Below are 25,365 nucleotides of genomic sequence, written 5' to 3' on the forward strand. Positions count from 1 at the left end.
ATGAGTTGGCGCGACGAGGTGCTCGACACCCTCGCATCCGAGTTCTCGGACGTAAGCGACGTCGCGCAGCTCACCCGCATCGTGCTGCGCCTCACGCTCGCTGGCGCCCTCGGTTTCGTGCTCGGCTTCGAGCGCGAGCAGCAGGGCAAGGCGGCCGGCGTGCGCACCCACATGCTGGTGGCCATCGGCTCGGCGATGTTCGTGCTGATCCCGCAGCAGACCGGCATCGTGCCGGCCGACATGAGCCGCGTGATCCAGGGGCTGGTGGCGGGCGTGGGCTTTCTGTGCGCCGGCACCATCCTCAAGCAGGGCAAGGACGAGAGCCATGTGCAGGGCCTGACCACCGCCGCGGGCCTTTGGATGACGGCCGCCATCGGCATGGCCTGCGGACTCGGCCGCGAGGTGACCGCCGTGGTGAGCGCGCTGCTGGCGCTCGCCGTGCTGGCACTGGTGCCGCGCCTCGTGAGCGTGATCGAGCGCGTGGCCGGTCCGAAGAAGAACGACGACACCCGCGAGCGCTGAACGCGCTGCCGCATCAATTCGCGCCGCCTTCGGCATCAATCGCGGCACAGCGTCCGGCTAGCATCGAAGACCCCCTTTTTGAACCACCGCAACGGACCGGAGATCCCTCTCATGCGCAAGCTCTATGTCGGCAACAAGAACTACTCGTCGTGGTCCATGCGGCCCTGGGTACTGATGAAGCAGGCCGGCATCGATTTCGAGGAAGTCGTGGTGCGCTTCGATTCGTTCGAGGCCGATTCGCAGTTCAAGCACACCATCGCCGCGCTGAACCCGGTGGCCAAGGTGCCGGTGCTGGTAGACGACGGCCTCGTCGTCTGGGACACGCTGGCCATCGCCGAATACCTCGCCGAGACCTTCCCCGAAAAGCAGCTCTGGCCCCGGTCCGCGGCTGACCGTGCGCGCGCCCGCAGCGTCTGCGCCGAGATGCACTCGGGCTTCGGCGGCCTGCGCAACCATTGCGGCATGAACATCGAAGCCTCGCTGCCCGAGGTGGGCGCCCGGCTGCTGAAGGAAGTGCCCGAAGTCGCCAGCGACCTCGCGCGCATCGTGCAGATGTGGAACGGCCTGCTCGACACGCATGGCGGCCCGATGCTGTTCGGTGCCGGATTCGGCATCGCCGATGCCTACTTCGCGCCCATCGGCACACGCATCAAGACCTATGGCCTGCCGGTGCCGGCACATATCACGGCCTACATCGAGCGCGTGCAGGCGCTGCCGGGCGTCAAGGCCTGGATCGACGATGCACTGGCGGAGAAAGATTTCCTGCAGTTCGAAGAGCCCTATCGCACGGGGCGCTAGGGTCTTCGAAGCAGGTGGGGCGAATCAGAACCGGTAGGTTGCCGCCACGTAGGTGACGATCGGGTTCAGCTTCAGGCTGGCTTCGCTATTGGCCACCGGCAGGCCGTAGATCGAGGTCGTCGTCAGCTTGGCCTTGGTCTTCAGCGGGATGTACGACACCGAGAACGAGATGCCCCAGTGCTTGTCGAACTGGTAGGCCGCGCCCACGTTGATCACCGGCGCGAACTTGCTGTCGAGCTTGGCCGTGGTGTTCACAGCGAACGGCGACTGGTGGAACTGGCCGGCCAGTGCGCTCTGCAGGTTCGAGGTCAGCTTGACGTCGCTGTACCAGACGTAGGTGGCGCCCAGGCCCACGAACGGCCGGAAGGCGTCGGTGCCCTCGTTGAAGAAGTACTTGCCCAGGATCGTCGGGCTCCACTGGCGCGCCTCGCCGAGCTGTCCGACGCGGCCGAGGGTGCCGGTGCCGTTGAGCTTGAACTTCGGCGGCACGCCGAACACGCCTTCCACCGCCCAGTGGCTGTCGAGGAAATAAGTGGCGTTGAGGCCCACCGTGTCGGAATCGCTCACGCTGGCACCCGAGCCGGCCAGCACGCTCGGAATGGGCGAGGTCACGGTCAGCGGCTTGCTGGAATCCTGTGGTGACAGATGGAACCAGCCCGCGCCGACGACCCAGTCGCCCGCCTGCTGCGCCATCGCGCTTCCGGATGCCAAGGCACCCAGAGCCGCCAGCGCAAACATTGTTTTCTTCATGATGTGAATTGCTCCTTTGGTTGACATATCCCTCTACGGATGCGGGCGTCGACTTGTGACTGCCGCTGAATTTCGTCCGATGAACGAACGATTTCCCGGTCCGCTCCGGGGATTATCGAACGACCGTTCTATTTTTTGGTACCGGGAGTATCCCTACACTGCACTTATGAAAATTTTTCTCGTTGGAGGTGCACTTCGCGACCGCCTGCTGCAGCGGCCGGTGTCCGACCATGACTGGCTGGTGGTCGGAGCCACGCCCGAAGAAATGGTGGCCCGCGGCTACCTGCCCGTGGGACGCGACTTTCCGGTATTCCTGCACCCCGAGACGCGCGAGGAATACGCGCTGGCCCGCACCGAGCGCAAGAGCGCGCCTGGCTACCGCGGCTTCACGGTGCATGCCGCGCCCGACGTCACGCTGGAGCAAGACCTCGCGCGCCGCGACCTGACCGTCAACGCCATTGCGCTGCCGGCCGAGCTGGTGAGCGCCGACGGCCGCTTCGACCCCACGCCCGCCACGCTGGCCGACCCCTTCCACGGCCAGCGCGACCTGCGCGACAAGGTGCTGCGCCACGTGACCGAGGCCTTTCGCGAAGACCCGGTGCGCATCCTGCGCGTGGCGCGCTTCGCGGCACGCTTCGACGACTTCAGCGTCGCCCCCGAAACCATGGCGCTGATGCGCGAGATGGTCGCCGCCGGCGAGGTCGATGCGCTGGTCGCCGAGCGCGTGTGGCAGGAGCTGTCGCGCGGCCTGATGGAAACACGCCCCTCGCGCATGTTCGAGGTGCTGCGCGAATGCGGTGCGCTGGCCGTGCTGCTGCCCGAGCTCGACGGCGGCACGCAAACAACGATGGCAGTCATCGATGCCAGCGCCCGCCTGCAGGCCTCGCTGGCGGTGCGCTTCGCCTGCCTCATGCGCAACGAGAGCGTCAAGCAGCTGCAGCAGGTGTGCGACCGCTGGCGCGTGCCGGTGGACATCCGCGAACTGGCCGAGGTGGTGGCGCGCGAGCATGGCCACATCGACGGTAGCGACGCGCTGGACGCCACGGGCCTGGTGCGCCTGCTGGAGCGCTGCGACGCCTTCCGCAAGCCCGCGCGCTTCGCCGAGGCGCTGCTGGCCTGCGAATGCTATGCGCGCGGCCGGCCCGGCTCCGGCGATGCGCCCTACCCGCAGCGCGAGCGCCTGCTCGCCGTGCTGGCGACGGCAGCGGCCGTGGTCACCGATGTGGTGGCCAAAGCCGCCCAGCAGTCCGGCGCCACCGGCCCGAAGATCGGCGAGGCGATCCACCAGGCCCGGGTCGAAGCCGTCGCGGCATCGCTGTCCGCCAGGGCATGACTTCTGGCACTTCCCGGAGCAGACCCGGCCGATAGCATCGACCGGGTGAATGCCACCGCGCCGAAGCCCGCACTCGAATCCGACGCTTCCCAGCATCCGACCGATCCATCCGCCGGGCCGGACGACCTGAGCCTGCGCGTGCTGCGCGAGCACGTGGCCTCGGTGTACGCGGCCTACAACGCATCGGTGTTCGTGCACTTCGGCCTGGGCGCGGCGCTCGGCGCCGCCATGTACGTGCACCAGCCCCGCCTGTGGATCCTGGCCTGGATGGCGGCCCACCTGTCGTTCGGCCTCGTCCTCTTCTTCATGCCGCGCTGGCACGAGGGCGTGCCGCTCGCGGACACGACGCGCTGGGCGCGCCGGCATTCGCGCACCGTCACTGCCGTGAGCATGGCCACGGCCACCGCCCCGCTGCTGTTCGTCTCGGCCGGCGACCTGCCCGTGACCTCGGTGGTCACCGTGGTCATCATCGGCAGCTGCGCCCGGGCCATGCAGCTGCTGTGGCCGCTCAAGCCCGCGCTGTACGGCTACACCCTGCCGATGATGCTGAGCCTGATCGCCGCGCTGGCCTGGCAGGGCGACGCCCTGCACTTCTTCCTCGCGGTGTTCAGCCTGGGCTACCTGCTGTTCACGCTGCGCGTGGGCGACCAGCAGCACAAGCTGCTGACCGACTCGCTGGTGCTGCGCTTCGAGAACGAGGCGCTGGCCGCGCAGCTCGGCAAGCAGATTGCCGTCGCCGAACGCGCCAGCGCCGAGAAGACGCGCTTCCTCGCCACCGCCAGCCACGACCTGCGCCAGCCGCTGCATGCCATCGCCCTGTTCGGCGCCGCGCTCGAAAACGAGCTGCGCGAGCACCATGGCGGGCGCAACGCGCAGCGGCTGATGCGCGCGGTGAACGCGCTGGGCAATTCGCTGGACACCATGCTCGACGTGTCGCGCCTCGACGCTGGCGTGGTCATGCCGGCCGTCGGGCCTGTGTCGCTGGATGCGCTGTTCCGCTCGCTCAACCACATGTTCGCGGCGCAGGCCGAGCAACGGCAATTGCAATTGCGGGTGCGCGCCAGCGGCCTGTGGGTGCGCAGCGATCCGCAGCTGCTGTACCGCATGCTCTCGAACCTCGTCGACAACGCGCTGAAGTACACGGCACGCGGCGGCGTTGCCGTGCGGGCCCGTTCGCGCGGCGACATGGTGTGGATCGAAGTGCTCGACACCGGCATCGGCATCGCGCCCGAGCAGCACGAGCGCGTGTTCGAGGAGTACTACCAGGTGCAGAACCCGGGCCGCGACCGCGCGCAGGGCCTGGGCATCGGCCTGTCGATCGTGCAGCGGCTCTCGCGCCTGCTGCAGCATCCGGTGCAGGTGAAGTCGCGCCTGGGCGGCGGCTCGCGCTTCCGCATCCAGCTGCCGGCCGCGGCGCCCCTGGTGGCCGACGTCGAGCCGGCCGCAGCTTTCCGCAGCACCGCTGCTTCGCCCGAGGCGGTGATCCATGCGACACGCGCACGCATCCTGCTGATCGACGACGAAGCGGAGATCCGCGAGGCCATGACCGGCCTCTTCCACGCCCACGACCTGGCCGTGGACGCGGTGGCCAGCGAAACCGAAGCCGTCGAGGTGCTGGGCCGGCCCGATGTGCAGGAGCGGCCCTTCGCACTGCTGATGTGCGACTACCGCCTTTCCAACGGCGACAACGGCCTCGACGTCGGCCTGAGGCTGCAGCGCCGCTTCGGGCTGCAGGCGCCGCTGATGCTGGTAACCGGCGAGACCTCGCCCGAGCGGCTGCAGCACGTGCGCGCCTCCGGGGTGCCGGTGCTGTTCAAGCCGGTGAACGCCGCGGCGCTGCTGCGTGCGCTTGCCGATGTGGTGCCCAAGGCCGCCTGATTCACGGCCCTGACCCCGACGCACGTCCGGTTTTGGCCGACACGCGCATGCTTCGACGCGTGTTAAGGTTTTTCCCGATGCCAAAGTCCTCCAGCAACTTGCAGTTGCCTCCTCCGTTGGGCCGGGATGCAGCCCTCTTCCTCGACTTCGACGGTACGCTGGTCGGGCTTGCGCCCACGCCTGAAGCCATCGAGATTCCGCCTGCCCTCGTGCCTCTGCTGAGCGACCTGCGCGACCAGCTCGGCGGCGCGCTTGCCGTGGTGTCGGGCCGCCAGATCGACTCCATCGACCGCTTTCTCGCACCGCTGCGGCTGCCCGCGGCCGGCGAGCACGGCGTGCAGCGCCGCAACGCCAGCGGCCACACGCAGGAGCAGCGCCCGCCCGATCTCATTCCCATCCTGGAAATTGCCAACGAACTCGCGCGCGTGCACGAGGGCCTGCTGGTGGAGCGCAAGCACGCCGCCATCGCCCTGCACTACCGGCTCGCGCCGCAGCTCGAAGCCGTATGCCGCGACGCGATGTCGCGCGCCATCGAAAACCATCCGCAGCTCGAACTCATGCACGGCAAGTTCGTGTTCGAGGTAAAGCCCACGGGCGTCAACAAGGGCATCGCCATCGACGCCTTCATGACCGAGGCGCCGTTCGCGGGCCGCACGCCGGTCTTTCTGGGCGACGACACCACCGACGAGAGCGGCTTTGCGGTAGTGCAGCCGCGCGGCGGCATCGCCATCAAGGTCGGCTCGGGGCCGAGCCTGGCGCTGCACCGGCTCGAATCGCCGCGCGCCGTCTATGAATGGCTGGTGCAGGCACGCGACATGCTGGCGACACAAAAACCCGCAAAAACCGACGAAGAATCCCCGAGGAGCCCCCGATGAGCGAACAACAACTGCCGGTGGCGCCCGAGGATCGCGCCGGCCAGGCGCTGGCAGGCGCGGCCGGCCCGGACGACCGCGCGCCGGCCGACATGCAGGCAGCCGCAGCACCCGGCCCGCGCGGCTTTGCCCCGCCGGCCGAGCCTTCGCTCAACGTCGGCGTGATCGGCAACTGCGCCTACAGCGCACTCATCGACGCGCGCGGCCGTGCCGTGTGGTGCTGCCTGCCGCGCTTCGACGGCGACCCGGTGTTCAACGCCCTGCTGCACCCCGGCGAGGATGCGGGTGCGTGGAGCATCGACATCGAAGACTTCGCCGAGGCCAAGCAGTGGTACGAGCCGAACACGGCCGTGCTGCGCACGCAGCTGTTCGACAGCGCGGGCCAGGGCGTGGAGATCACCGACTTCGCGCCGCGCTTCTACAGCCGCTCGCGCTACTTCCGCCCGCTGATGATGGTGCGCCGCGTGCGGCCGATTGCCGGCGCGCCGCGCATCCGCGTGTCGCTCGATCCGCGCTTCCAGTGGGGCGCCTCGGCGCCGGTGGAGGTTACGCGCGGCAGCAACCACATTCGCTACGTGGGCCCCGACGTGACGCTGCGGCTGAACACCGACGCATCGATCTCGCACATCCTCTCGCGCCAGCCCTTCGTGCTCTCGCGCGAATACAACTTCATGTTCGGCGTGGACGAGACGCTGCTCGACGGCATTGCCGACACCGCGCGCAAGTTCGAGCAGGAAACCATCTCCTACTGGCGCACCTGGAGCAAGCGCCTGGCCATTCCCTTCGAGTACCAGGAGGCGGTGATCCGCGCGGCTATCACGCTGAAGCTCTCGCTGTACGAGGACACCGGCGCCATCGTCGCCGCCATGACCACCAGCATTCCCGAGGCGCCGGGCAGCCAGCGCAACTGGGACTACCGCTACTGCTGGCTGCGCGACGCGTTCTTCGTGGTGCGCGCGCTCAATTCCCTGAGCGAAGTGGGCACCATGGAAGACTACCTGCGCTGGCTGGGCAACGTGGTGATCGGCTCGCACGGCGAGCACATCCAGCCGCTGTACGGCATCGGGCTGGAGCGCGAGCTGCCCGAGTCTTTTGTCGAGAACCTGGCGGGCTATCGCGGCATGGGCCCGGTGCGCGTGGGCAACCAGGCGCAGGAGCATTTCCAGCACGACGTGTACGGCAATATCGTGCTCGGCGCGGCGCAGGCCTTTCACGACCACCGGCTGCTCAGCCGCGCGGGGCTGGCGGAGTTTCCGCACCTCGAGGCGGTGGGCGAACAGGCGGTGCGCGTCTACGGCACGCCCGACGCGGGCATGTGGGAGCTGCGCACGCGCGCACGCGTGCACACCAGCTCGGCGCTGATGAGCTGGGCGGCCTGCGACCGGCTCAGCAAGATCGCCCGCGCGCTGCACCTGCCCGAGCGCGCCGCCTACTGGCACGGCCATGCCGCGCGCATGAAGGAAGAGATCCTCGCCAAGTCGTGGTGCGAAGAGCGCCAGGCCTTTGCGGAGAGCTTCGGCGGGCACGAGCTCGACGCGAGCATCCTGCTGATGGTGGAGGTCGGCCTGATCGACGCGCGAGACCCCCGCTTCATCTCGACGGTCGACGCAATGGAAAAGTCGCTGTGCGACGGCCCCTACATGCGCCGCTACGAGGCCGCCGACGACTTCGGCAAGCCCGAGACCGCCTTCAACATCTGCACCTTCTGGCGCATCGACGCGCTCGCCAAGATCGGCCGCAAGGCCGAGGCGCGCCAGATCTTCGAGACCATGCTCGCGGCGCGCAACCCGCTGGGCCTGCTGTCGGAAGACACGCACCCGGTCACGGGCGAGATGTGGGGCAACTTTCCGCAGACCTATTCGATGGTCGGCATCATCAACGCGGCCGTGCGCCTGTCCGCTCCCTGGGATTCGTGCATATGAGTCGTCTAGTCGTCGTTTCAAACCGCGTGGCGGACCCACGCAAGCCGGCAGCCGGCGGCCTGGCCGTCGCTCTCGGCGAAAGCCTGCAGCAAAGCGGCGGCATGTGGTTCGGCTGGAGCGGGCAGGTCGTCGAAGGCGGCCCCACGGGCGAAGGCGAACTGCACCGGCAGCAGGCCGGCAAGGTAACGCTGGCCACCATCGACCTGAGCCGCGAAGACCACGATAGCTACTACCTCGGCTACAGCAACGACGTGCTCTGGCCGGTGTTCCACAACCGGCTCGACCTGGCGCACTTCGACGCCGGCTTCATCGGCGGCTACCGGCGCGTGAACCAGCTGTTCGCACGCAAGCTGCTGCCGCTGCTGAAGGAAGACGACATCATCTGGGTGCACGACTACCACCTGATCCCGCTGGCAGCCGAGCTGCGCGCCATGGGCTGCAGGCAGCGCATCGGCTTCTTCCTGCACATTCCGCTGCCGCCGCAGATCATCACCGCGGCCATCCCGCAGCACGAATGGCTAATGCGCTCGCTGTTCTCGTACGACCTGATCGGCTTCCAGGCGCAGCAGGACGTGCAGCACTTCGAGCACTACGTGCGCAACGAGGCCCACGGCGAGTACCTGGGCAACGACATGTACCGTGCCTACGGTCAGACGGTGCGAAGCAGCGCCTTTCCCATCGGCATCGACGTCGACGAATTCGCGGCGCTCACGCATGCAAAAGAATCGCGCGACATGTACGAGACCATGAAGCGCGAGTATTCGAGCCGCCGGCTGCTGCTGGGCATCGACCGGCTCGACTACTCCAAGGGCATTCCGCAGCGGGTGCGTTCGTTCCGCGAGTTGCTGGCCAACTACCCCGAAAACCGGCGCAGCGCCACGCTGATCCAGATCGCCTCGCCCACGCGCGAGACAGTCGATGCGTATGGCGACATCCGGCGGGAGCTCGAATCGCTCTGCGGTGCCATCAACGGCGACTACGGCGAACTCGACTGGATGCCGGTGCGCTACATCCACCGCATGGTGGCGCGCAAGCGTGTGCCGGGGCTGTGCCGCGCGGCGGCCGTGGGGCTTGTAACGCCACTGCGCGACGGCATGAACCTCGTCGCGAAGGAATACATCGCGGCACAGGACCCGGCCGACCCGGGCGTGCTGGTGCTGTCACGCTTTGCGGGAGCGGCCGAGCAGTTGAAGGAAGCGCTGCTGGTGAATCCGTACGACACACACGGCACGGCGGAAACTGTTCAGCAGGCGCTGCAGATGCCGCTGGAGGAGCGGCGGGAGCGGCACCAGAAGTTGTTGTCGCGTATTCGTGAGCAGGACATTCACTGGTGGCGGAATAGCTTTCTCGAGGCGCTGCGGGAAGCGGCTAGCGAACGTTGATTGTTCGGGGTGCGATCACGCCGACGGGGGACATTCGCGGAGGGGAGTACCCGGTGTCATTCGCACGCACCCCGAACAAGTCCCCTACCAGCCAGTAAGCAGACGCACAAAGCGCATCACCGGCCGCGCCTCCACAGCCGAAACCTGCGCAACCAGCGGCACGTGCACCCGCAAATGCACCGGCGTCAGCGCAGACACTTCGATCCAGCCGCCGTGCGGCAGCCGATGCACCTCGCCTTCCTCGAGCAGCGTCTCGGCCATGAACACAGTCTCGCCGAACCATCCGGGCGGCGACACGACCCGGGCGCGGCCCTCGGCCAACTGGAGCCAGGCCCCGGCATCGACCGAGGTGCGCAAAGACTGGCCGGGTTCGAGAACGATGGAATCGGGCGCTTGGGAGAGGGTGGTGATCATGGCGAACCTCGGGTGAATGAGGGTTCATCGTAGAAATTCCGTCGCCTAAAAAACAGGCACACGCCATGGCTATTGCGACCGTAACAGCGGTGCCGCCGACGCATCTGTTATGGTCGTTTTCCTTAGCAACTGCATCTGTTTTCGGATGCCCGATACGGGGAACATCGCCCCCATGGACTCGCTACCGCTCTACCGCCAGCTCTCCGCGCACTATGTGGACGCGATCCACACCGGCTCCCTCAAGCAGGGCGACAAGCTGCCCTCGCTGCGCAGCCTGATGCGGCTGCACGACATCAGCCTGTCGACCGCGCTGCAGGTCTGCCGAGCCATGGAAAGCGACGGCTGGGTCGAGGCCCGCGACCGTTCGGGCTACTTCGTGCGGCGGCCGCAGCGCATGGCCATCGCGCCGATGGAAGAGCCGATTGCCGACGTGCCGCCCGACCCCGCGCAGTTCGTCAGCATGCGCACGCGCATGGCCAACTTCATGGCGCGCGGCCGGCATACGGGCGTGAAGCTCAACTTCGCCATCGCCCGCGCGGCTCCCGAGCTGTATCCCGCCGAGGCCCTGCGCAACTCGATGACGCGCGCACTGCGCCAGCGGCCCGAGCTGCTGACCACCGCCTCGTCGCAAAAAGGCCACGAGCAGTTCCGTGAAGCGCTGGCACAGCGCAGCCTGCGCGTGGGCATGACGGTGCCGCCCGACGAAGTGCTCGTCACCAACGGCTGCATCGAGGCGCTGAACCTCGCGCTGCGCGCCATCGCCAAGCCCGGCGACACGGTGGCCGTGGAGTCGCCCACCTTCTACGGCCTGCTGCAGGTGCTCGAAAGCCTGGGGCTGCGCGCGCTGGAGATTCCGACCAGCCCGCAAACGGGCATCTCCCTGGAAGCGCTCGACCTCGCCATCCACACCTACGACGACATCAAGGCCGTGGTGGTGGTGCCGCACCTGCAGAACCCCATCGGCAGCGTGATGCCCGACACCCACAAGCAGCGGCTGGTGCACCTGTGCGAGAGCCACGGCATCGCGCTGGTCGAAGACGACACCTACAGCGACCTCGTGGAAAGCGACGCGCCGCTGCGCGCGGTGAAGTCGTGGGACCGCACGGGCAACGTGATCTATTGCGCGTCGCTGCACAAGGTGCTGGCGCCGGGGCTGCGGCTGGGCTGGATCACCGCCGGGCGCTGGCACGCTCAGGTGGAAATGCTCAAGTACGCGCAGACCCGCAACAACGAGGCGCTGGCGCAGATTGCCGCGGGCGAGTTCGTCGCGAGCGGCGGCTACGACCGCCACCTGCGCCGGCTGCGCGAGCGGCTGCACGTGCAGCGCGACCAGACGGCGGATGCCATCGCCAAATACTTTCCGTCGGGCACGCGGCTGAACCTGCCGCGCGGCGGGCTGCAGCTGTGGGTCGAGCTACCCGGGCAACGCTCGTCGGTGGACGTGTTCGACGCGGCGCTGCGCGAGCACATGCTGGTGGCGCCGGGCGCGCAGTTTTCGAACTCGGGGCGCTTCGACAACTACCTGCGCATCAACTGCGGCTGGCCGTATTCGAAGGCGGTGGATGCGGGGCTGCAGCGGCTGGGCGAGATCGTGTCGGCCGTGCGGCCGCCGCACTAGCAGCCAGCCGGCGATTCAGACGATGTAGAACACGACGGCGTCGCGCCTTGCGGCCGCGCCGGCGAAGAAGCGCTTCACACCTTCCATGAAGCCCTCGAGGTCCCGGGCGCCGTCCTGCCAGACCTTGGCCCAGTAGAGTTCGCTGAACTTCGCCGGCTCGCCGGTGAAACGGCCCATCAGTTCCGCCACGTCGCGCTGCGCGAGCCGGGCCGCGGTGCGCTCGACGTGAGCAGCCGTGAGATAGATGCAGCCCAGCCCGTCGGTGCCGTCGAGCTCCTCGCCGTCCACCGCCTCGGGCAGCAGCGTGCGCACCACGTCCCAGGCCTGCTCCACCGTCTGGCTGTCGTGCGGGCCGCCCTGCGCGGCCGGCGAATGCAGGAAGCCCGACACGGTGGACGGATCGATCACCAGCGCGCGCAGCCGGTAGCGGTCCAGGGCGTAGAAGGCGCCGCCGATGCTCATGTGCTGGGTTCCATGCGTGCGGCGCGAGCGACCGTGGCGAGCACCATGCTCACGCTGTCGATGTTGCGCTGCGCGTTGTCGATGTTCCTGAAGTGGTCGGGCGCGCAGATCTGGTTGAGCAGCAGCGTGCGCTTGAAATGCATCAGCGCCTGGCGCAAGTCGCCCTCTTCCTGCGCGATCAGGCCCAGGTCGTTGTGGGCGGTTGCGGCCGCCTGGGAAATGCCCCGGCAGCTGCCCTGCTGGATGTCGAGCGAGCGCTCGAACAGCGGCCTGGCCTTGTCGAATTCGCGGCGCGCCATGAACAGGCTGGCGAAGTTGTTGAGCATGTCGGAGTGCAGTTCGGCGTCGCCCTCGCCCGGCGGGAGCTTGTCCAGATGAACGAGGGCGCGCGCGTAGCAAAGCTCGGCTTTGGCGTCCTGGCCGGACTCGGCATAGAGAAACGCCAGGTTGTTGAATGCGCGCACCACGCCATCGCTGGAGCCGCCCCGGGCTTCGGCCACCGCCATGGCGATGGTCTTCTTGTAGAGCGCTTCGGCCTCTTCGGCCCGCCCGGCCGCGGCATGCAGCAGCGCCAGGGTGTTGGTCGGCCCGCGCCGCCAGCTGTCGTCGAGGCCGAGCAGCCCGATCATGGCCAGGGCTTCGTCCGCCGAGGCCTGTGCCTTGTCGTACCACTGCAGCCGGCGGCACAGTTCCGCATAGCTGGCCAGCTGGAGCACCACGGCCCTGTCCGCGCCGCCGTACAGCCGGCGACTGGCGGCGACGGCTTCGGCGCAGAACTTCTCGGCCCGGGGCAGGTCGCCCTGGGCCAGTGCGTCGCGGTAGCGCGCGTCGCGGTCTTCGAGCAGGTTCAGCAGCGCGCCTTCTTCGTCGGATGCAGCGCCGTGGGCCTTGCGTTCGGCGATGCCGGTCAGGGTCAGGTCCAGCGCCTTGCGGGCGATGTCCATGTCTTCCGCCGGCATGCCGATCTTGCGGCCGATGGAAAGGCTTTCCTCCAGGCTGGCCCGGGCCCTGTCGAAGGCCTTGAACTGGTAGCAGGCCTGGCCGAGCATGCACAGCGTCATCGCGAGGTTCTGGTGCGGGCCCTTGAACACGCGGCGCGCGGTGGCGACGATCTGCTCGGCGATGGCGACGGCTCCGGCCCAGTCTTCGGCCTCGGCGGCGGCCACGAAGCGCTCCTGCAGCTTGTTGGCTTCAGCGAGGGCGGCGAGGTCGTATTCCTTGGCCTCTCGTGTCCCGGCGCGACGGGCGCGCTGGCGGGCCGGAGCTTCTTCACCATCTTCGACAGCGGCCCCGTCCTGCTGCTTCATCCGCCGGTAGATCCAGTAGACGTCGAACAGCATCCATGGCAGCACAAGCGCCAGGCCGAAGCGCGACCCCGGCAGGCCGGCGACGCCATACAGCAGTAGCGCCAGTTGCGCCGCGCCGCCCAGGTAGCTCCCGAGATAGAAGCGATGCGCCCCGATGAAGCCGCCTACCAGCCACAGCAGGTAGGCATAGGAGCGACGGCGAGGCAGCAGGGTCATGATGTTCGCCGGATCGTACGATGTGGCCGTTCAGTCGAGCAGCGCCAGTGCGGCGTAGTCGCCGACCTTGTCGCCCAGGCCGGCGGGCACGAGCGTCACACCACGCGTAAGCGGGAGCAGCTTGCCGTCGACCTGTGCCTGCAGCCGTGGCAGCACGAAGTCGCGGTGGTGCCAGAACACGCTGCCACCCAAGCTGATGCGCTGCAGGTCGAGGGTAATGACCATGTTGTAGAGCATCCGCCCGAACACGCGACACAGGGCCTCCGCCGTTTCCAGCGCCTTGGGTTCGCCAGCGGATGCGGCAGAGAACAGATCGGCGGCAGACTGCCCGAAACGGTGCCCGATCGAATTGCCGCCCGCCAATGCCTCGACGTCGCCGTAGTTGCCACAGCCGCAAAGCGCACCGCTGTCGTCATCGACCACGAAACTATGCCCCGCGTGACCAGCATTGCCGTTCTTGCCGCGCAGGGCCTTGCCATCGACACAAAGGCCAACGCCCACGCCGGTGCTCCAAGTGGCATAGGCGCAGTTGTCCAGGCCCTTGAGCGCGCCCCAATGGCGCTCGGCCTCGAGTGCTGCCACGGCGTCGTTCTCGACCCGGACGCTGCCGAAACGCTGGACCAGAGGAGCCTCGATGATTGCGGTCATCCACGCGTTGGGCAGGCCGCGCGATGGCCCAGCGATGCCACCGCAGATATTGGGAGTGGCGAGTTCGACCAGACCGTCGCGCAGCTCGAAAGGCCCGGTCGACGACACGCCCACGCGGTCGATGGTTGCGGCATCGATGCCTTGCTCCGCGCAGACCTCGTCGATCATCCGCATGATCTGCACCGCCACCGCGTCGTTGTCGCCGGTCTTGGCCGTGGGCTCGCTGCGGCGGCCGATCAGCGGCGCGTCGCTCGAAGCGGAAAGGCTTACGGCCACCTTGGTGCCGCCGATGTCTACGCAGGCTCTCATTGCTGTTTGTCTTTTCTCTACAGAAGACGCGCGACCAGCGCCGCGATCATGCTGAGCACCACGGTGCTGGCAATCGGCAGTTGCCACTCGCGGCCGAAGGCGCGGAACTCGAAATCGCCGGGCAGTCGTCCGAAGCCGAAGCGGCGCAGCCAGGCCGTCAGGCCGCTCATGAGCACCAGTGCGAGGACGACGACGATCAGCCAGCGGAACATGTTCGACAGTCTAGGCCGAGAGGATGGCCATCGCTTGCCGGTGGAGTTCGGGCGTTGCCGCCGCGATCACCCGCCCGTCGGACTTCAGCCCCAGCGGCTGGCCCTGCCAGTCGGTGATGACGCCGCCTGCGGCCTCGATCAGACCGGCGGGGCCGAGGTAGTCATAAGGCTGCAGGCCGGTCTCGACCACGAGGTCGATGGTGCCGCCCGCCAGCTGGGCGTAGCCGTAGCAGTCGCCGCCGAAGCGGCGCATCGCGCACTGGCGGCTGAGCCGGTCGAAGGCAGTCCAGTCGGCCAGCGCGAAGATGTCGGGCGAGGTGGTGACGATGCGGGCCTTGGCCACCTCGGTGCAGCTGCTGGCGCGCACGGGCTGGCCGTCGCGCGTGGCGCCCTTGCCGGCCTCGCCGATCCAGCGCTCCTTGAGCACCGGCATGTCGACCACGCCCAGCACGATGCGGCCGCCCTGCAGCACACCGATCAGCGTGCCCCACAGCGGCGAGCCGGTGATGAAGCTGCGCGTGCCGTCGATGGGGTCGAGCACCCAGACGCGCTCTGCGTCGAGCCGCTCGGGGCCGTGCTCCTCGCCGTAGATGCCGTCGGCAGGCACGCGCGCACCAAGAATTTCGCGCATGGCCGTCTCGGCGGCGCGGTCGGCCAGCGTGACCGGGCTTTCGTCGGCCTTGGTGATGATGTCCAGCGGCGTACGGAAGTAGTGCATCGACTGCGCTGCGGCGGCATCGGCCAGCGCCTGGGCAATCGACGAAAGATCGGGGGTCGAGGAGCTCATGGGAGAGTGGTTAACACATGCCAAAACCTGCGATTAGACCCGAGCCGGGCCGGGTTTGACACGGCGGGGGCGCCGGTCCTAGCATGGCCCGAAAATTGCCAGGAGACAAAACAAATGGCCTCGCTCAAATTCCTGCGCACCACGCTGCTCGCCCTCCTGCTCGGCGCCTCGGCCCTGCTGGCGCACGCCACCCCTTCCGACGCCGAGGACAAGCTGATCGACACGCTGATCCAGCGCGTCTCGAAGATGTCGGCCATGGTCTTCCTGCGCAACGGCAACGAATACACCGCCGCCGACGCCGCCAAGCACATGCAGGCGAAGTACGACTACTTCAAAAAGGAGCTGGTGACGGCCGAAGACTTCATCGAGCGCTGCGCCTCGCGCTCGGAGATGACGGGGCAGGCCTACAAGGTGAAGCTCAACAACGGCACGGTGCGCGACGCCAACGAGTTCCTCAACGGCGAGCTGCGCTCGATGCGGCAAGCCGCGAAGAAGACCAGCGGCTAGCTAGCGCTGCTGCCCCCAGCGGCGCACCGTGAGCCGCTCCAGCGTCTTGAAGCCCAGGCTCTCGACCAGCAGGCCGATCAGCACCACCATCGCAAGGCCCGCGAACACGCGGTCGGTGTACAGCTCGTTGCGGTTCTGGAAGATGTACCAGCCCAGCCCGCCCTTGCCCGACGAGGCGCCGAACACCAGTTCGGCCGCGATCAGCGTACGCCAGGCAAAGGCCCAGCCGATCTTCAGGCCCGACAGGATCGACGGCAGCGCAGCCGGCACCAGGATCTGCAACACGTAGCGCAGGCCCTTCAGCCCGTAGTTGCGCCCCGCCATGCGCAGCGTTTCGGGCACGCCCTGGAAGCCCGCATAGGTGTTGAGCGCCAGCGGCCACAGCACCGAGTGGATCAGCACGAACACGAGGCTGCCGCGCCCCAGCCCGAACCACAGCAACGCCAGCGGCAGCAGCGCGATGGCGGGCAGCGGGTTGAACATCGAAGTTAGCGTGTCCAGCAGGTCGCGGCCGATCTGCGTCGACACGGCGAGCGTGGTGAGCGCGAATGCCAGCAGCACGCCGGCGAGGTAGCCCTGAAGCAGCACGGCCAGCGAGATGCGCACCTTCTCGATCAGCTCGCCGCTGGCAAGCCCTTCGAACAGCGCGCTCGCCGTGGCGGTGAAGGTGGGCAGCAGCAGGTCGTTGTTCTGCCAGCGGGCCGCAAGCTCCCACAGCACGGCGATGACGGCGAGGATCAGCCCCTTGCGCAGCCAGGCCTGCGACCAGATACGCGCGCCCAGGGGCAGCGTGCGTTCGACCGGCAGCTCGGTGAAGGGCTCGAGCGTGCGCTCGTATTCGGGGCGGATGGGAGGAACGATGGCACTCATGCCGCGGCCTCCTCATGTTCTTCCTCGAAAAGCATGTCGTGGATGCGCTGCGCCGTGCTTTGGAACTCGGCACCGCCCAGGCTCGCAAGCGAAAAGCCGTGGCTGTTGATCTCGGCGCGCATGCGCCCCGGGTGCGGCGAAAGCAGCGCGATGCGGTTGCCCACTACCAGCGCTTCTTCGATCGAGTGCGTGACGAACAGCAGCGTGAAGCGCACCTCGTCCCAGAGCTCGAGCAGTTCCTGCTGCATCTTGCGGCGCGTGAGCGCGTCGAGTGCGGCGAAGGGCTCGTCCATCAGCAGCACGCGCGGCTGCATCGCGAGCGCGCGTGCAATCGCCACGCGCTGCTTCATGCCACCTGAAAGCTGGTGCGGATGCACATCGGCAAACTTTGCAAGGCCGACCTTGTCGAGGTAGTGCAGCGCACGTTCGGCGGCTTCCTTCTTGCCGAGCGTGCGCGAAGCCAGCAGCGGGAACATCACGTTCTGCTTCACGGTCTTCCACGGCGGCAGCTGGTCGAACTCCTGGAACACGACGATGCGGTCGGGGCCGGGCTGCGTTACGCGCTGGCCTTCGAGGCGGATCTCGCCCTCGACCGGCGGGATGAAGCCCGCCACGGCCTTCAGCAGCGTGGACTTGCCGCAGCCCGAGGGACCGAGCAGCACGAAACGGTCGGCGGCGTGGACATCGAAACTCACGCGGTGCGTGGCGCGGACGACTCGCTCGGGGGTGCGGTATTCGAGGCTGACCTTGTCCACCTGTAGCAGCGGTGCGCTTTCTTGCCCCCTCTCCCTCTCCCGCTCGCGGGAGAGGGTTGGGGTGAGGGCGGGTGGCGATGCCAGAGGCTCCCCCCTCACCCCCGCCCTCTCCCGATGTGAGAGGGAGTCACCCCGGGAAGGCAAAGCCGCTGCCGTGCTCATCGATCAATTCCCCGACGAATTCTGCGCATCGTCGAAGAAGTAATCCTTCACCGAAGCCGGCTTGTTCTTGATCGCGCCCACGCGGTGCATGAACTCCGCCAGCGGATACGTGTTCTGCGGCGTGGTCTTGAACTGCACTTCGGGGTTCTTGATGATCTTCAGCAGCAGATCGCGGTCGAGCTTCGCGTTGCTCACCTTCAGGTAGATATCGGCCGCCTTCTCAGGGTTGGCCGTGACGAACTTGGCCGCTTCGTCGAGCGCATCGACAAAGGCCTTGTACATCTTCGGGTTCTCGCTGCGGAATTTTTCCGTCGCGTAGAGCACCGTCGCCGACGACGGACCGCCCAGCACCTGGTACGAGTTGAGCACGATGTGTGCATTCGGATTGCCCGCGAGCTCCTGCTCCTGGAACGGCGGATTGCCGAAGTGCCCCGTGATCTCCGTGCCGCCCTTGATGATGGCCGCAGCCGCATCGGGGTGCGGCAGCGCCACGCTGATCTTGTCGAGCCGGTTGAACTCCTTGTCGCCCCACAGCTTGGCCGAGGCGAACTGCAGCACGCGCGACTGCACCGACACGCCCACGGCGGGCAGCGCGATGCGGTCCTTGTCGGTGAAGTCGGCGATCGTCTTCACGTTCGGGTTGTTGCTAACCAGGTAGTACGGGAAGTTGCCCAGCGAGGCCACGCCCTTCACGTTCTGCTTGCCCTTGGTGCGGTCCCACAGCGTGAGCAGCGGGCCCACGCCGGCGCCCGCGATCTCGATGTTGCCGGACAGCAGCGCGTCGTTGACGGCCGAGCCGCCCGAGAGCTTGACCCATTCGACCTTGGCATCGACGCCCGCGGCCTTCGCGTGCTTCTCGATGAGCTTCTGCTCCTGCGCGACGTTGAGCAGCAGGTAGACGATGCCGAACTGCTCGGCGATGCGGATCTGGCCTTCGGCATGCGCAGCGAGGCTGCCGGCGAGAAGGCCGAGGCCGGTGACGAGCGCGGCGGCTTTGCGGGTGAAGCGGTTCATTGACGGGGGTCCGGAAGAGAAATCAGAAAGGCGTGTCGCCGACGATGGTGGTGCGGTTGAGGCGGCGGCGCAGGTGGTCTGGCGTACCCGCTGCGAGGTGCATCAGCGAGCGGTTGTCCCAGAACACCAGGTCGTGCGGCGCCCACTGGTGGCGGTACACGAACTCGGGCTTCACGCTGTGCGCGAACAGCTCGGCGAGCAAGGCGTCACTTTCGCCCTGCGGCAAACCGACGATGCGCGTGGTGAAGTGCTCGCTGACGAACAGCGCCTTGCGGCCTGTCTCGGGGTGCGTGCGCACCACGGGCTGGACGGCTGGGGCGACCTGATCGATCTGCGCTTGCGAGAGCTTGGGGCGCCACGGGTTCTTCGCGCGCAGCTCTTCGTACTTGGCGAGGTAGCTGTGCTCGGCCTTCAGCGGCAGGACGCGCTGCTGCAGCTCGGGGCTCAGCGACTCCCATGCGAGATGCTGGTCGGCGAACAGCGTGTCGCCGCCTTCGCTCGGCAGCTCCTGCGCGTGCAGCAGGGAGCCCAGGCTGGGGTTGGGTTTGTACGAAATGTCGGAATGCCAGTAGACGCCTGCGTCGCCAAGGCCGATGGGCTCGCCGTTCTCCTTGATGTTGGAGACGATGAGGATCTCGGGGTGGTTCTTCAGCTGGAATTGGTGCAGGACGTGGATTTCGAGCGGGCCGAAGCGGCGGCTGAAGTCGATGTGCTCCTGCGGGGTGATCTGCTGGTCGCGGAATACCAGGACGTGGTGGTCGAGGTGGGCTTTGTGGATTCGGACGAAGTCTTCGGTGCTGATTGGCTTCGAGATGTCGAGGCCGATGATTTCGGCGCCTACGGGGGCATCGAAGGGGCGCACTTCGAAGTGCTGTGCGGCGGGCTCGGGCCTGCTGCTGGAAAGAACGGCTGTCATGCCGGGAATGTAGGGGCCGGTTTGTTGTTTCCCAACGAACTCTTCGTTGATAGCTTATGACTTTGGATGTTTGGGACGGGGGCCGGGTCTCGCCCCGGCCCCGGAACACAAACAACCACAGTCACTCAAAGCGTATGACTGCGATCCCCATCAACAAACCCCATCGCATCCCAAGCCCCCCCAACAGCAAACCCGACAACCTTGAACAGTTCCCCCATCTCATGCTCATGGATCAACCGCGCAGCCATCGCCCGCTCGGCAACAGACCCGGCTTCCATCCGAGCCAGCAACCCACAGTTCAGCAGAAACCGCGCCTGACTCGTATAGCCCAGCACCTCAAGCCCCGCGTCCTGCCCAGCCAGCGCAATACCCGTGAAGTCGACATGCGCAGTGATGTCCTTGTAGCCCACATCGGACAGCGGATCGCCATCAGCCTGGTGCGCCCGGTGGCACATCACCGTGCCCATGTGCCGCTGCGGGTGGTAGTACTCGGCCTCGGGAAAACCGTAGTCGATAAGAAAAGCCGCGCCCTTCCCGAGCCGATCCGCCAGCGTCGCAATGAACGCCCGAGCCTGCGGATGAATCTCGGTGAGGTAGTCGTGCCCGCCGGGCACTTCGATCGGCGGGCGAAGTTCGGTGGGGCGGTCCGCCCATGCCCAACCGTCGTCGCTCGCATTGCGCACCACGCCGCGTTCGAACCACTGCCCGCCCACACGCGCCAGCAATTGCACAGGCATCGCATCGAGCACTTCGTTTCCGACCACCACGCCTTCCATCGACTCAGGCAGCTCGTTCAGCCACTCGACACGATCCGCATACCGCACCAGCGCCTGCTGCTGCCGCTCCCGCAGCGTGCCGGACAGATCGACGATGCGATAGCGCACATCGGTACGCCCCATCTCGTCGAGCGCATGCAGCAGCTGCACCGCCAACGCACCAGAACCAGCGCCGAATTCCCACACCGTGTCGGTCCCCGTCTTCTCCAGCGCCTCGGCCACCTGAGCTGCCAGTGTCTGCCCGAACATCGGCGTGAGTTCCGGCGCCGTCACGAAGTCGCTGCCCGAAGAAGGCATGTGCCCGAACTTGGCGGAAGTGTTGGCGTAGTAGCCCAGGCCGGGCGCATACAACGCGAGTGCCATGAAGCGGTCGAACCCGATCCATCCACCCGCGCGCTCGACGGAACGCGCGATGAGGTGGTCGAGGGCGGTAGGTAAACTGCTGGGGGTCGTCTTTGTCGTCACAGCGCCATTCTCCCTCCCCCGCATGAGCCCCGTTTCCCAAGCCCCTGCCTCCCGCCGCACCGTTCTCGTCACGGGCGCAGGCCGCAGGCTGGGCCGCGAGATCGCGCTGGGGCTTGCCGCAGGCGGCTGGCAAGTGGCGGTGCACTACCGGAGTTCGCTGGCCGAGGCCGAGCAGACGGTGGCCGACTGCGCCGCACTCTCGGGCGACTCGGCCCTGTTCGCCGCCGACCTCGAAGACGAACAGGCCACGCGCGCCCTGCTGCCCCGCGTGGTCGCGCGCTTTCGCAGCGTCGACGCCGTGGTGCACAGCGCAGCGCTGTTCGAGCACGACGAAGCCGCCACCTTCGGCTATGCGCTCATGGAACGCCATGCGCGCAGCAACACCGGCGCGGCCATCCTGCTGGCGCAGGCGCTGCATGAACACGTGACGGCGCGCAACGCGCAAGGCGCGGTTGTCCATCTGCTCGACCAGAAGTTGTGGAACCCGAACCCCGACTTCCTGAGCTACACGCTGTCGAAGGCCGCGCTCGAAGCCGCTACGCCGATGCTGGCACTGGCCCTCGCGCCTCGCGTGCGCGTGGTGGGCGTGGCGCCCGGCCTCACGCTGGCGAGCCACATGCTGGACGACGACAAGTTCGCGCAATTGCACAAACTGTCGCCGCTGGGCCGCTCTTCCACGCCGGATGACGTGGTCGCCACAGTGAAGTTCGCGCTGGAGAACCGCTCGATCACCGGCACCACGCTGCTGGTAGACGGCGGCCAGCACCTGATGAAATTCGAGCGCGATTTCTCGCTCATGTGAGCACCACCACCATGTCCACTCCCTCGCAAGGCCACCAGACACTCACCCTCCAGGGCCTGCGCTTCGACGCCAACCTGGGCATCCTCGAACAGGAGAAGACGGCGCCGCAACCGATCCTGGTCGATGCCGAACTCAACCTCGGCCCGCAGCCGCTGCTGCCGCAGGACGACGACATCTTCCACGTGCTCGACTACCGCAAGGTGCGCCGCATCATCATCGAAGAGTGCACCGCCGAGCACGTCAACCTGCTCGAAAGCCTGATCGGCAAGCTGGTGCAGCGCCTGCTGCAGCTGCCCGGCGTGGTGGGCGTGCGCGTGAAGATCGCCAAGCTCGAAATCTTCGACGACTGCGAAGTGGCGATCCGCATGGAAGCCGGCGAGTGGTGAGCAACAGCCCCTCAGGCAGCTGAACCACAAGCCACGGCGGGCTTGACGGCCAAGGGCCACATCCGCACGGCAAGCGCACCCAGCCCCGACACCGCCCCCAGCAAGGCCACGGCCGACCAGCCCCACTGCGCCAGCACCAGGGCGCCGAGCGCGGAACCCGTGGCCATGCCGATGAACACGCCGGTGAAGAACACCGCATTGAGCCGGCTGCGCGCACCGGGGTCGATGCCGTAGACCACGGTCTGGTGCGCGATCAACGCGGCCTGCAGCCCGAAGTCGAAGCCGATGGCGCTGGCCACGATCAGCCCCAGCCGCGCGGCGGGTGCCATCAGCGGCGCAAACAGCATGGCCGCGAACGACACCACGACCAGCACGGCGCCCATGCGGATCACCAGTTCGGGGCCGCGGCGGTCCGCAAGGCGCCCGGCGAGCGGCGCGGCCAGCGCACCCGCGGCGCCGGCCAGGCCGAAGGCGCCGGCAGCTGCGCTGCCCAGATGAAAGGGCGCGCCGTGCAGCATCACGGCCAGCGTCGACCAGAAGGCGCTGAAACCCACCGACAGCAGGGCCTGCGCGAAGGCGGCGCGGCGCAGCGCGCTGTGGCGCTTCCACAGATCCGCCAGCGAGCCCAGCAGCGCGCCGTAGCCCAGCTGCGTGGTCGGGCGCAGGTGCGGCAGGCCGCGCGCCGCGGCAACGCCAATGAACGCAATGCTGGCCGCCGCGACCATGAACATCGTGCGCCAGCCGAAGTGCTCGGCCACGAAGCCGCTGAGCACGCGCGACAGCAGGATGCCCAGCAGCAACCCCGTCATCACCGTGCCGACGATCTTGCCTCGGTGCGCTTCGGGCGCCAGCGTGGCGGCGGCCGGCACCACGTCCTGCGCCATGGTGGCGGCAAGGCCGATGACGAGGCTGGCCGCCAGCAGCGGGCCGACCGAGGGCGAAAAAGCTGCACCGAGCAGCGCCAGCACCAGCACCGTTGCCTTGACGAGGATGATGCGGCGGCGGTCGAAGCGGTCGCCCAGCGGGGCGAGCAGCAGGATGCCGAGCGCATAGCCCAGCTGCGTGAGCGTGGGGACGAAACCCACGGAACGGGCCGAGGCGCCGATGTCGGGCCCGAGCACGCCCAGCATGGGCTGGCTGTAGTAGAGCGCCGCGACACCGAAGCCGGCGCTGGCGGCCAGCAGCAGGATCAGCGAGCCGGGCAGTCGCTCATGCGTCGATTGAATGGAAGACATGGTGTTAACCCTTAGAACCAGAAGCAAGGGCCGGAGTTTGCAGGGCGGTGGCGGTCAAAGGTAGCCTCCCGGGTCGAACAATTGATATACGCTCGACGCATGGAAAAGCCCGCTCCCACCGACCGCATCGAGCTGATGCAGACCTTCGTGCGCATCGTCGAGGCCGGCAGCCTGTCGGCCGCAGCCACGCAGATGGGCACCACCCAGCCCACCGTGAGCCGCCGCCTGCAGGCGCTCGAGCGCTCGCTGGGCGTGCGGCTGCTGCAGCGCTCCACGCACGCGATGAAGCTCACGGAGGACGGCGAGCGCTGCTTCGACCGCGCCAAGGAGCTGATCCAGAGCTGGGGCGCCTTCGAGGCCGAGCTGCGCGGCGTCGGCGACCAGCCCGAGGGCCGGCTGCGCGTGGTGGCGCCGCACGCCTTCGGGCAGCAGTTGCTGGTCGGCCCGCTGGCCGGGTACCTGCAGCGCCATCCGCAGGTGACGGTCGAATGGCTGCTGCACGACAGCCCGCACGACCAGACGCCCGACTTCATCGCCGAGGGCGTCGACTGTGCGATTCGCGTCGGCGAAGTGACTGACCCGGCCGTGGTGGCGATCCGCCTGTCCGAGGTGCCGCGCATCGCGATTGCCGCGCCTTCTCTTTTCGAGGGTGCAGCCGCAGTGCCCACCCACCCCCGCGAGCTGGAAGCCCTGCCCTGGCTGGCCGCGCGCAACTTCTACCGCACCGAGGTCGTGCTCACGCACGAGACCACCGGCGAGGTGTGCCGCGTGCCGATCCGCCCGCGCCTGATAACCGACAGCCTCTACGCCCTGCGCAGCGCCGTCTTGCTGGGCCTGGGCGCAGGCGTGTCGTCGACATGGATGCTGACCGAGGAGATCGCCGCGGGCCGGCTGCTGCATCTGGTGCCGCAGTGGCGCGGGACGCCCGCGCCGGTGTACCTGGCGTACCCGTACGCGCGCTTCTACCCGGCGAAGCTGCGGCTCTTCGTCGAGGCGATGCGCACCGCCTTTCCCGCCGCGTAGCGTGCGGAATGGGGATCGAGGACAATCACCCCCTTCCCCCGACTCCCCGAAGTAGCCTGCCCATGAACGCCGTCTGGATCGACGAGGCGCCCGCCGCCGCCGACGCCACTGCCAATTCCCTGAAGATCGAGCGCGAAACGCACAAGCTCGAAAAGCGCCTGTGCCGCCAGGTCGGGCAGGCCATCGTCGACTACAACATGATCGAAGAGGGCGACAAGGTCATGGTGTGCGTATCGGGCGGCAAAGACAGCTACGCGCTGCTCGACATCCTGCTCAAGCTGAAGGCGCGCGCGCCGATTCACTTCGACATCGTCGCGGTCAACCTCGACCAGAAGCAGCCCGGCTTTCCCGAAGAGGTGTTGCCCAAGTACCTGAGCGACCTGGGCGTGGACTTCCACATCGAGAACCAGGACACCTACAGCATCGTCAAGCGCGTGATCCCGGAGGGCAAGACCACCTGCGGCCTGTGCAGCCGGCTGCGCCGCGGCATCCTGTACCGCGTGGCCGACGAGCTGGGCGCCACCAAGGTCGCGCTGGGCCACCACCGCGACGACATGCTGCAGACCTTCTTCCTCAACATGTTCTTTGCCGGCAAGCTCAAGAGCATGCCGCCCAAGCTGGTGAGCGACGACGGCAAGCACATCGTGATCCGCCCGCTGGCCTACGTGGCCGAAAAAGACACGGTGCGCTGGGCCCAGCACCGCGAGTTCCCGATCATTCCGTGCACGCTGTGCGGCAGCCAGGAAAACCTGCAGCGCAAGCAAGTCGGCGAAATGCTGCGCGAGTGGGACAAGAAGTACCCCGGCCGCGTGGAGAACATGTTCACCGCGCTGCAGAACGTGGTGCCTTCGCACCTGCTCGACGGAACGCGGCACGACTTCAAGGGTCTGAAGGCGACGGGCGTGGCGGATGACGACGGCGACAAGGCCTTCGACACCCCCTCCTTCGATCTGCTCTCCCAGGCACCTGCCGCCCTGCGCATCGTCCAGGGCTGACCGGGCAACCCAGGGGAATTTTGGGCTTT

26 protein-coding genes are annotated in these 25,365 nt (G+C 67.5%); 13 read left to right on the plus strand and 13 right to left on the minus strand.

What is annotated here, in order from left to right; all coding sequences use genetic code 11:
• Entirely contained in the window at window positions 1-522 is a 522-nt protein-coding gene (locus BLW48_RS04545; RefSeq protein WP_093056116.1) for an MgtC/SapB family protein, read from the plus strand.
• A gap of 111 nt (window positions 523-633) precedes the next feature.
• Window positions 634-1,320: a glutathione S-transferase family protein gene (locus BLW48_RS04550; RefSeq protein WP_093172966.1), complete on the plus strand. Its 687-nt coding sequence runs from the start codon at window positions 634-636 to the stop codon at window positions 1,318-1,320.
• A 24-nt stretch (window positions 1,321-1,344) separates the two neighbouring features.
• Here the strand turns inward: BLW48_RS04550 and BLW48_RS04555 are convergent, their stop codons facing one another.
• Complete coding sequence (locus tag BLW48_RS04555) at window positions 1,345-2,070, minus strand: OmpW/AlkL family protein (RefSeq protein ID WP_093172968.1); 726 nt, start codon at window positions 2,068-2,070, stop codon at window positions 1,345-1,347.
• A 166-nt stretch (window positions 2,071-2,236) separates the two neighbouring features.
• On the opposite strand from BLW48_RS04555, the gene BLW48_RS04560 reads away from it, so the two are divergent.
• The 5 genes from BLW48_RS04560 to otsA all read left to right on the plus strand — a co-directional run bounded on the left by BLW48_RS04560 (window position 2,237) and on the right by otsA (window position 9,457).
• On the plus strand, window positions 2,237-3,403 hold the full coding sequence (locus BLW48_RS04560) for a multifunctional CCA addition/repair protein (protein ID WP_093172970.1): 1,167 nt from the start codon (window positions 2,237-2,239) through the stop codon (window positions 3,401-3,403).
• A 45-nt stretch (window positions 3,404-3,448) separates the two neighbouring features.
• Entirely contained in the window at window positions 3,449-5,281 is a 1,833-nt protein-coding gene (locus BLW48_RS04565) for an ATP-binding response regulator (protein WP_093172972.1), read from the plus strand.
• A 77-nt stretch (window positions 5,282-5,358) separates the two neighbouring features.
• Complete coding sequence (gene otsB, locus BLW48_RS04570) at window positions 5,359-6,156, plus strand: trehalose-phosphatase (protein ID WP_093172974.1); 798 nt, start codon at window positions 5,359-5,361, stop codon at window positions 6,154-6,156.
• Window positions 6,153-8,075 carry a glycoside hydrolase family 15 protein gene (locus BLW48_RS04575; protein WP_093056129.1) on the plus strand — a complete coding sequence of 641 codons (1,923 nt, stop codon included), beginning with the start codon at window positions 6,153-6,155 and terminating at the stop codon, window positions 8,073-8,075. Before otsB ends, BLW48_RS04575 begins: the two co-directional genes overlap by 4 nt.
• Window positions 8,072-9,457: an alpha,alpha-trehalose-phosphate synthase (UDP-forming) gene (gene otsA / locus BLW48_RS04580; protein WP_093078665.1), complete on the plus strand. Its 1,386-nt coding sequence runs from the start codon at window positions 8,072-8,074 to the stop codon at window positions 9,455-9,457. Before BLW48_RS04575 ends, otsA begins: the two co-directional genes overlap by 4 nt.
• A gap of 84 nt (window positions 9,458-9,541) precedes the next feature.
• On the opposite strand, the gene BLW48_RS04585 is transcribed toward otsA, so the two are convergent.
• On the minus strand, window positions 9,542-9,871 hold the full coding sequence (locus tag BLW48_RS04585) for a hypothetical protein (RefSeq protein WP_093172976.1): 330 nt from the start codon (window positions 9,869-9,871) through the stop codon (window positions 9,542-9,544).
• A gap of 172 nt (window positions 9,872-10,043) precedes the next feature.
• On the opposite strand from BLW48_RS04585, the gene BLW48_RS04590 reads away from it, so the two are divergent.
• Window positions 10,044-11,489: an aminotransferase-like domain-containing protein gene (locus BLW48_RS04590; RefSeq protein ID WP_093172978.1), complete on the plus strand. Its 1,446-nt coding sequence runs from the start codon at window positions 10,044-10,046 to the stop codon at window positions 11,487-11,489.
• A gap of 15 nt (window positions 11,490-11,504) precedes the next feature.
• Here BLW48_RS04590 and BLW48_RS04595 read toward each other — a convergent pair whose 3' ends face one another.
• From BLW48_RS04595 to hisN, 5 genes are read right to left on the minus strand one after another with little or no spacing between them, the layout of a single operon-like run.
• Complete coding sequence (locus tag BLW48_RS04595) at window positions 11,505-11,951, minus strand: DUF1877 family protein (RefSeq protein ID WP_093056135.1); 447 nt, start codon at window positions 11,949-11,951, stop codon at window positions 11,505-11,507.
• Window positions 11,948-13,474: a tetratricopeptide repeat protein gene (locus tag BLW48_RS04600; RefSeq protein ID WP_093078661.1), complete on the minus strand. Its 1,527-nt coding sequence runs from the start codon at window positions 13,472-13,474 to the stop codon at window positions 11,948-11,950. The genes BLW48_RS04595 and BLW48_RS04600 overlap by 4 nt, the downstream gene beginning before the upstream one ends.
• Before the next feature lie 30 nt (window positions 13,475-13,504).
• Window positions 13,505-14,431, minus strand: a complete 927-nt coding sequence (locus BLW48_RS04605; RefSeq protein ID WP_093172980.1) for an ROK family protein — start codon at window positions 14,429-14,431, stop codon at window positions 13,505-13,507.
• 17 nt (window positions 14,432-14,448) lie between these two features.
• Complete coding sequence (locus BLW48_RS04610; protein ID WP_056509065.1) at window positions 14,449-14,643, minus strand: DUF2905 domain-containing protein; 195 nt, start codon at window positions 14,641-14,643, stop codon at window positions 14,449-14,451.
• Between the two features lie 10 nt (window positions 14,644-14,653).
• On the minus strand, window positions 14,654-15,430 hold the full coding sequence (gene hisN / locus BLW48_RS04615) for a histidinol-phosphatase (RefSeq protein ID WP_093172982.1): 777 nt from the start codon (window positions 15,428-15,430) through the stop codon (window positions 14,654-14,656).
• 114 nt (window positions 15,431-15,544) lie between these two features.
• Here hisN and BLW48_RS04620 point away from each other — a divergent pair, with 114 nt between their 5' ends.
• Window positions 15,545-15,937, plus strand: a complete 393-nt coding sequence (locus BLW48_RS04620; protein WP_093172984.1) for a DUF5329 family protein — start codon at window positions 15,545-15,547, stop codon at window positions 15,935-15,937.
• Here BLW48_RS04620 and BLW48_RS04625 read toward each other — a convergent pair whose 3' ends face one another.
• From BLW48_RS04625 to BLW48_RS04645, 5 genes are all read right to left on the minus strand, one after another.
• A complete protein-coding gene (locus BLW48_RS04625) occupies window positions 15,938-16,807 on the minus strand; it encodes an ABC transporter permease (protein WP_093078655.1) in 870 nt (289 codons plus the stop codon). It lies immediately after the preceding gene.
• On the minus strand, window positions 16,804-17,724 hold the full coding sequence (locus BLW48_RS04630) for an ABC transporter ATP-binding protein (RefSeq protein WP_371127534.1): 921 nt from the start codon (window positions 17,722-17,724) through the stop codon (window positions 16,804-16,806). The genes BLW48_RS04625 and BLW48_RS04630 overlap by 4 nt, the downstream gene beginning before the upstream one ends.
• A gap of 3 nt (window positions 17,725-17,727) precedes the next feature.
• The gene (locus tag BLW48_RS04635) at window positions 17,728-18,738 is read right to left on the minus strand and encodes an ABC transporter substrate-binding protein (protein ID WP_093172986.1); all 1,011 of its coding nucleotides are present in this window, start codon (window positions 18,736-18,738) and stop codon (window positions 17,728-17,730) included.
• 22 nt (window positions 18,739-18,760) lie between these two features.
• Window positions 18,761-19,654: a TauD/TfdA dioxygenase family protein gene (locus BLW48_RS04640; RefSeq protein ID WP_093172988.1), complete on the minus strand. Its 894-nt coding sequence runs from the start codon at window positions 19,652-19,654 to the stop codon at window positions 18,761-18,763.
• Window positions 19,655-19,779: 125 nt separating this feature from the next.
• On the minus strand, window positions 19,780-20,895 hold the full coding sequence (locus BLW48_RS04645) for a class I SAM-dependent methyltransferase (protein ID WP_093173270.1): 1,116 nt from the start codon (window positions 20,893-20,895) through the stop codon (window positions 19,780-19,782).
• Between the two features lie 22 nt (window positions 20,896-20,917).
• Between BLW48_RS04645 and BLW48_RS04650 the strand changes: the two genes are divergently transcribed.
• Together BLW48_RS04650 and BLW48_RS04655 are read left to right on the plus strand one after the other, a co-directional pair.
• Window positions 20,918-21,697, plus strand: a complete 780-nt coding sequence (locus tag BLW48_RS04650; protein WP_093172991.1) for an SDR family oxidoreductase — start codon at window positions 20,918-20,920, stop codon at window positions 21,695-21,697.
• 11 nt (window positions 21,698-21,708) lie between these two features.
• Complete coding sequence (locus tag BLW48_RS04655) at window positions 21,709-22,083, plus strand: dihydroneopterin aldolase (protein WP_093056387.1); 375 nt, start codon at window positions 21,709-21,711, stop codon at window positions 22,081-22,083.
• Between the two features lie 11 nt (window positions 22,084-22,094).
• On the opposite strand, the gene BLW48_RS04660 is transcribed toward BLW48_RS04655, so the two are convergent.
• Window positions 22,095-23,318 (minus strand): MFS transporter, encoded by a 1,224-nt coding sequence (locus tag BLW48_RS04660; RefSeq protein WP_093078649.1) that lies wholly within the window; start codon window positions 23,316-23,318, stop codon window positions 22,095-22,097.
• 99 nt (window positions 23,319-23,417) lie between these two features.
• Here BLW48_RS04660 and BLW48_RS04665 point away from each other — a divergent pair, with 99 nt between their 5' ends.
• Window positions 23,418-24,341 (plus strand): LysR family transcriptional regulator, encoded by a 924-nt coding sequence (locus BLW48_RS04665; protein WP_093172993.1) that lies wholly within the window; start codon window positions 23,418-23,420, stop codon window positions 24,339-24,341.
• A 62-nt stretch (window positions 24,342-24,403) separates the two neighbouring features.
• A complete protein-coding gene (gene ttcA / locus BLW48_RS04670) occupies window positions 24,404-25,336 on the plus strand; it encodes a tRNA 2-thiocytidine(32) synthetase TtcA (RefSeq protein ID WP_093056159.1) in 933 nt (310 codons plus the stop codon).
• Window positions 25,337-25,365 lie beyond the last annotated feature (29 nt).

The organism is Variovorax sp. YR266 (assembly GCF_900107295.1).
Taxonomy (GTDB): Bacteria; Pseudomonadota; Gammaproteobacteria; order Burkholderiales; family Burkholderiaceae_C; genus Variovorax.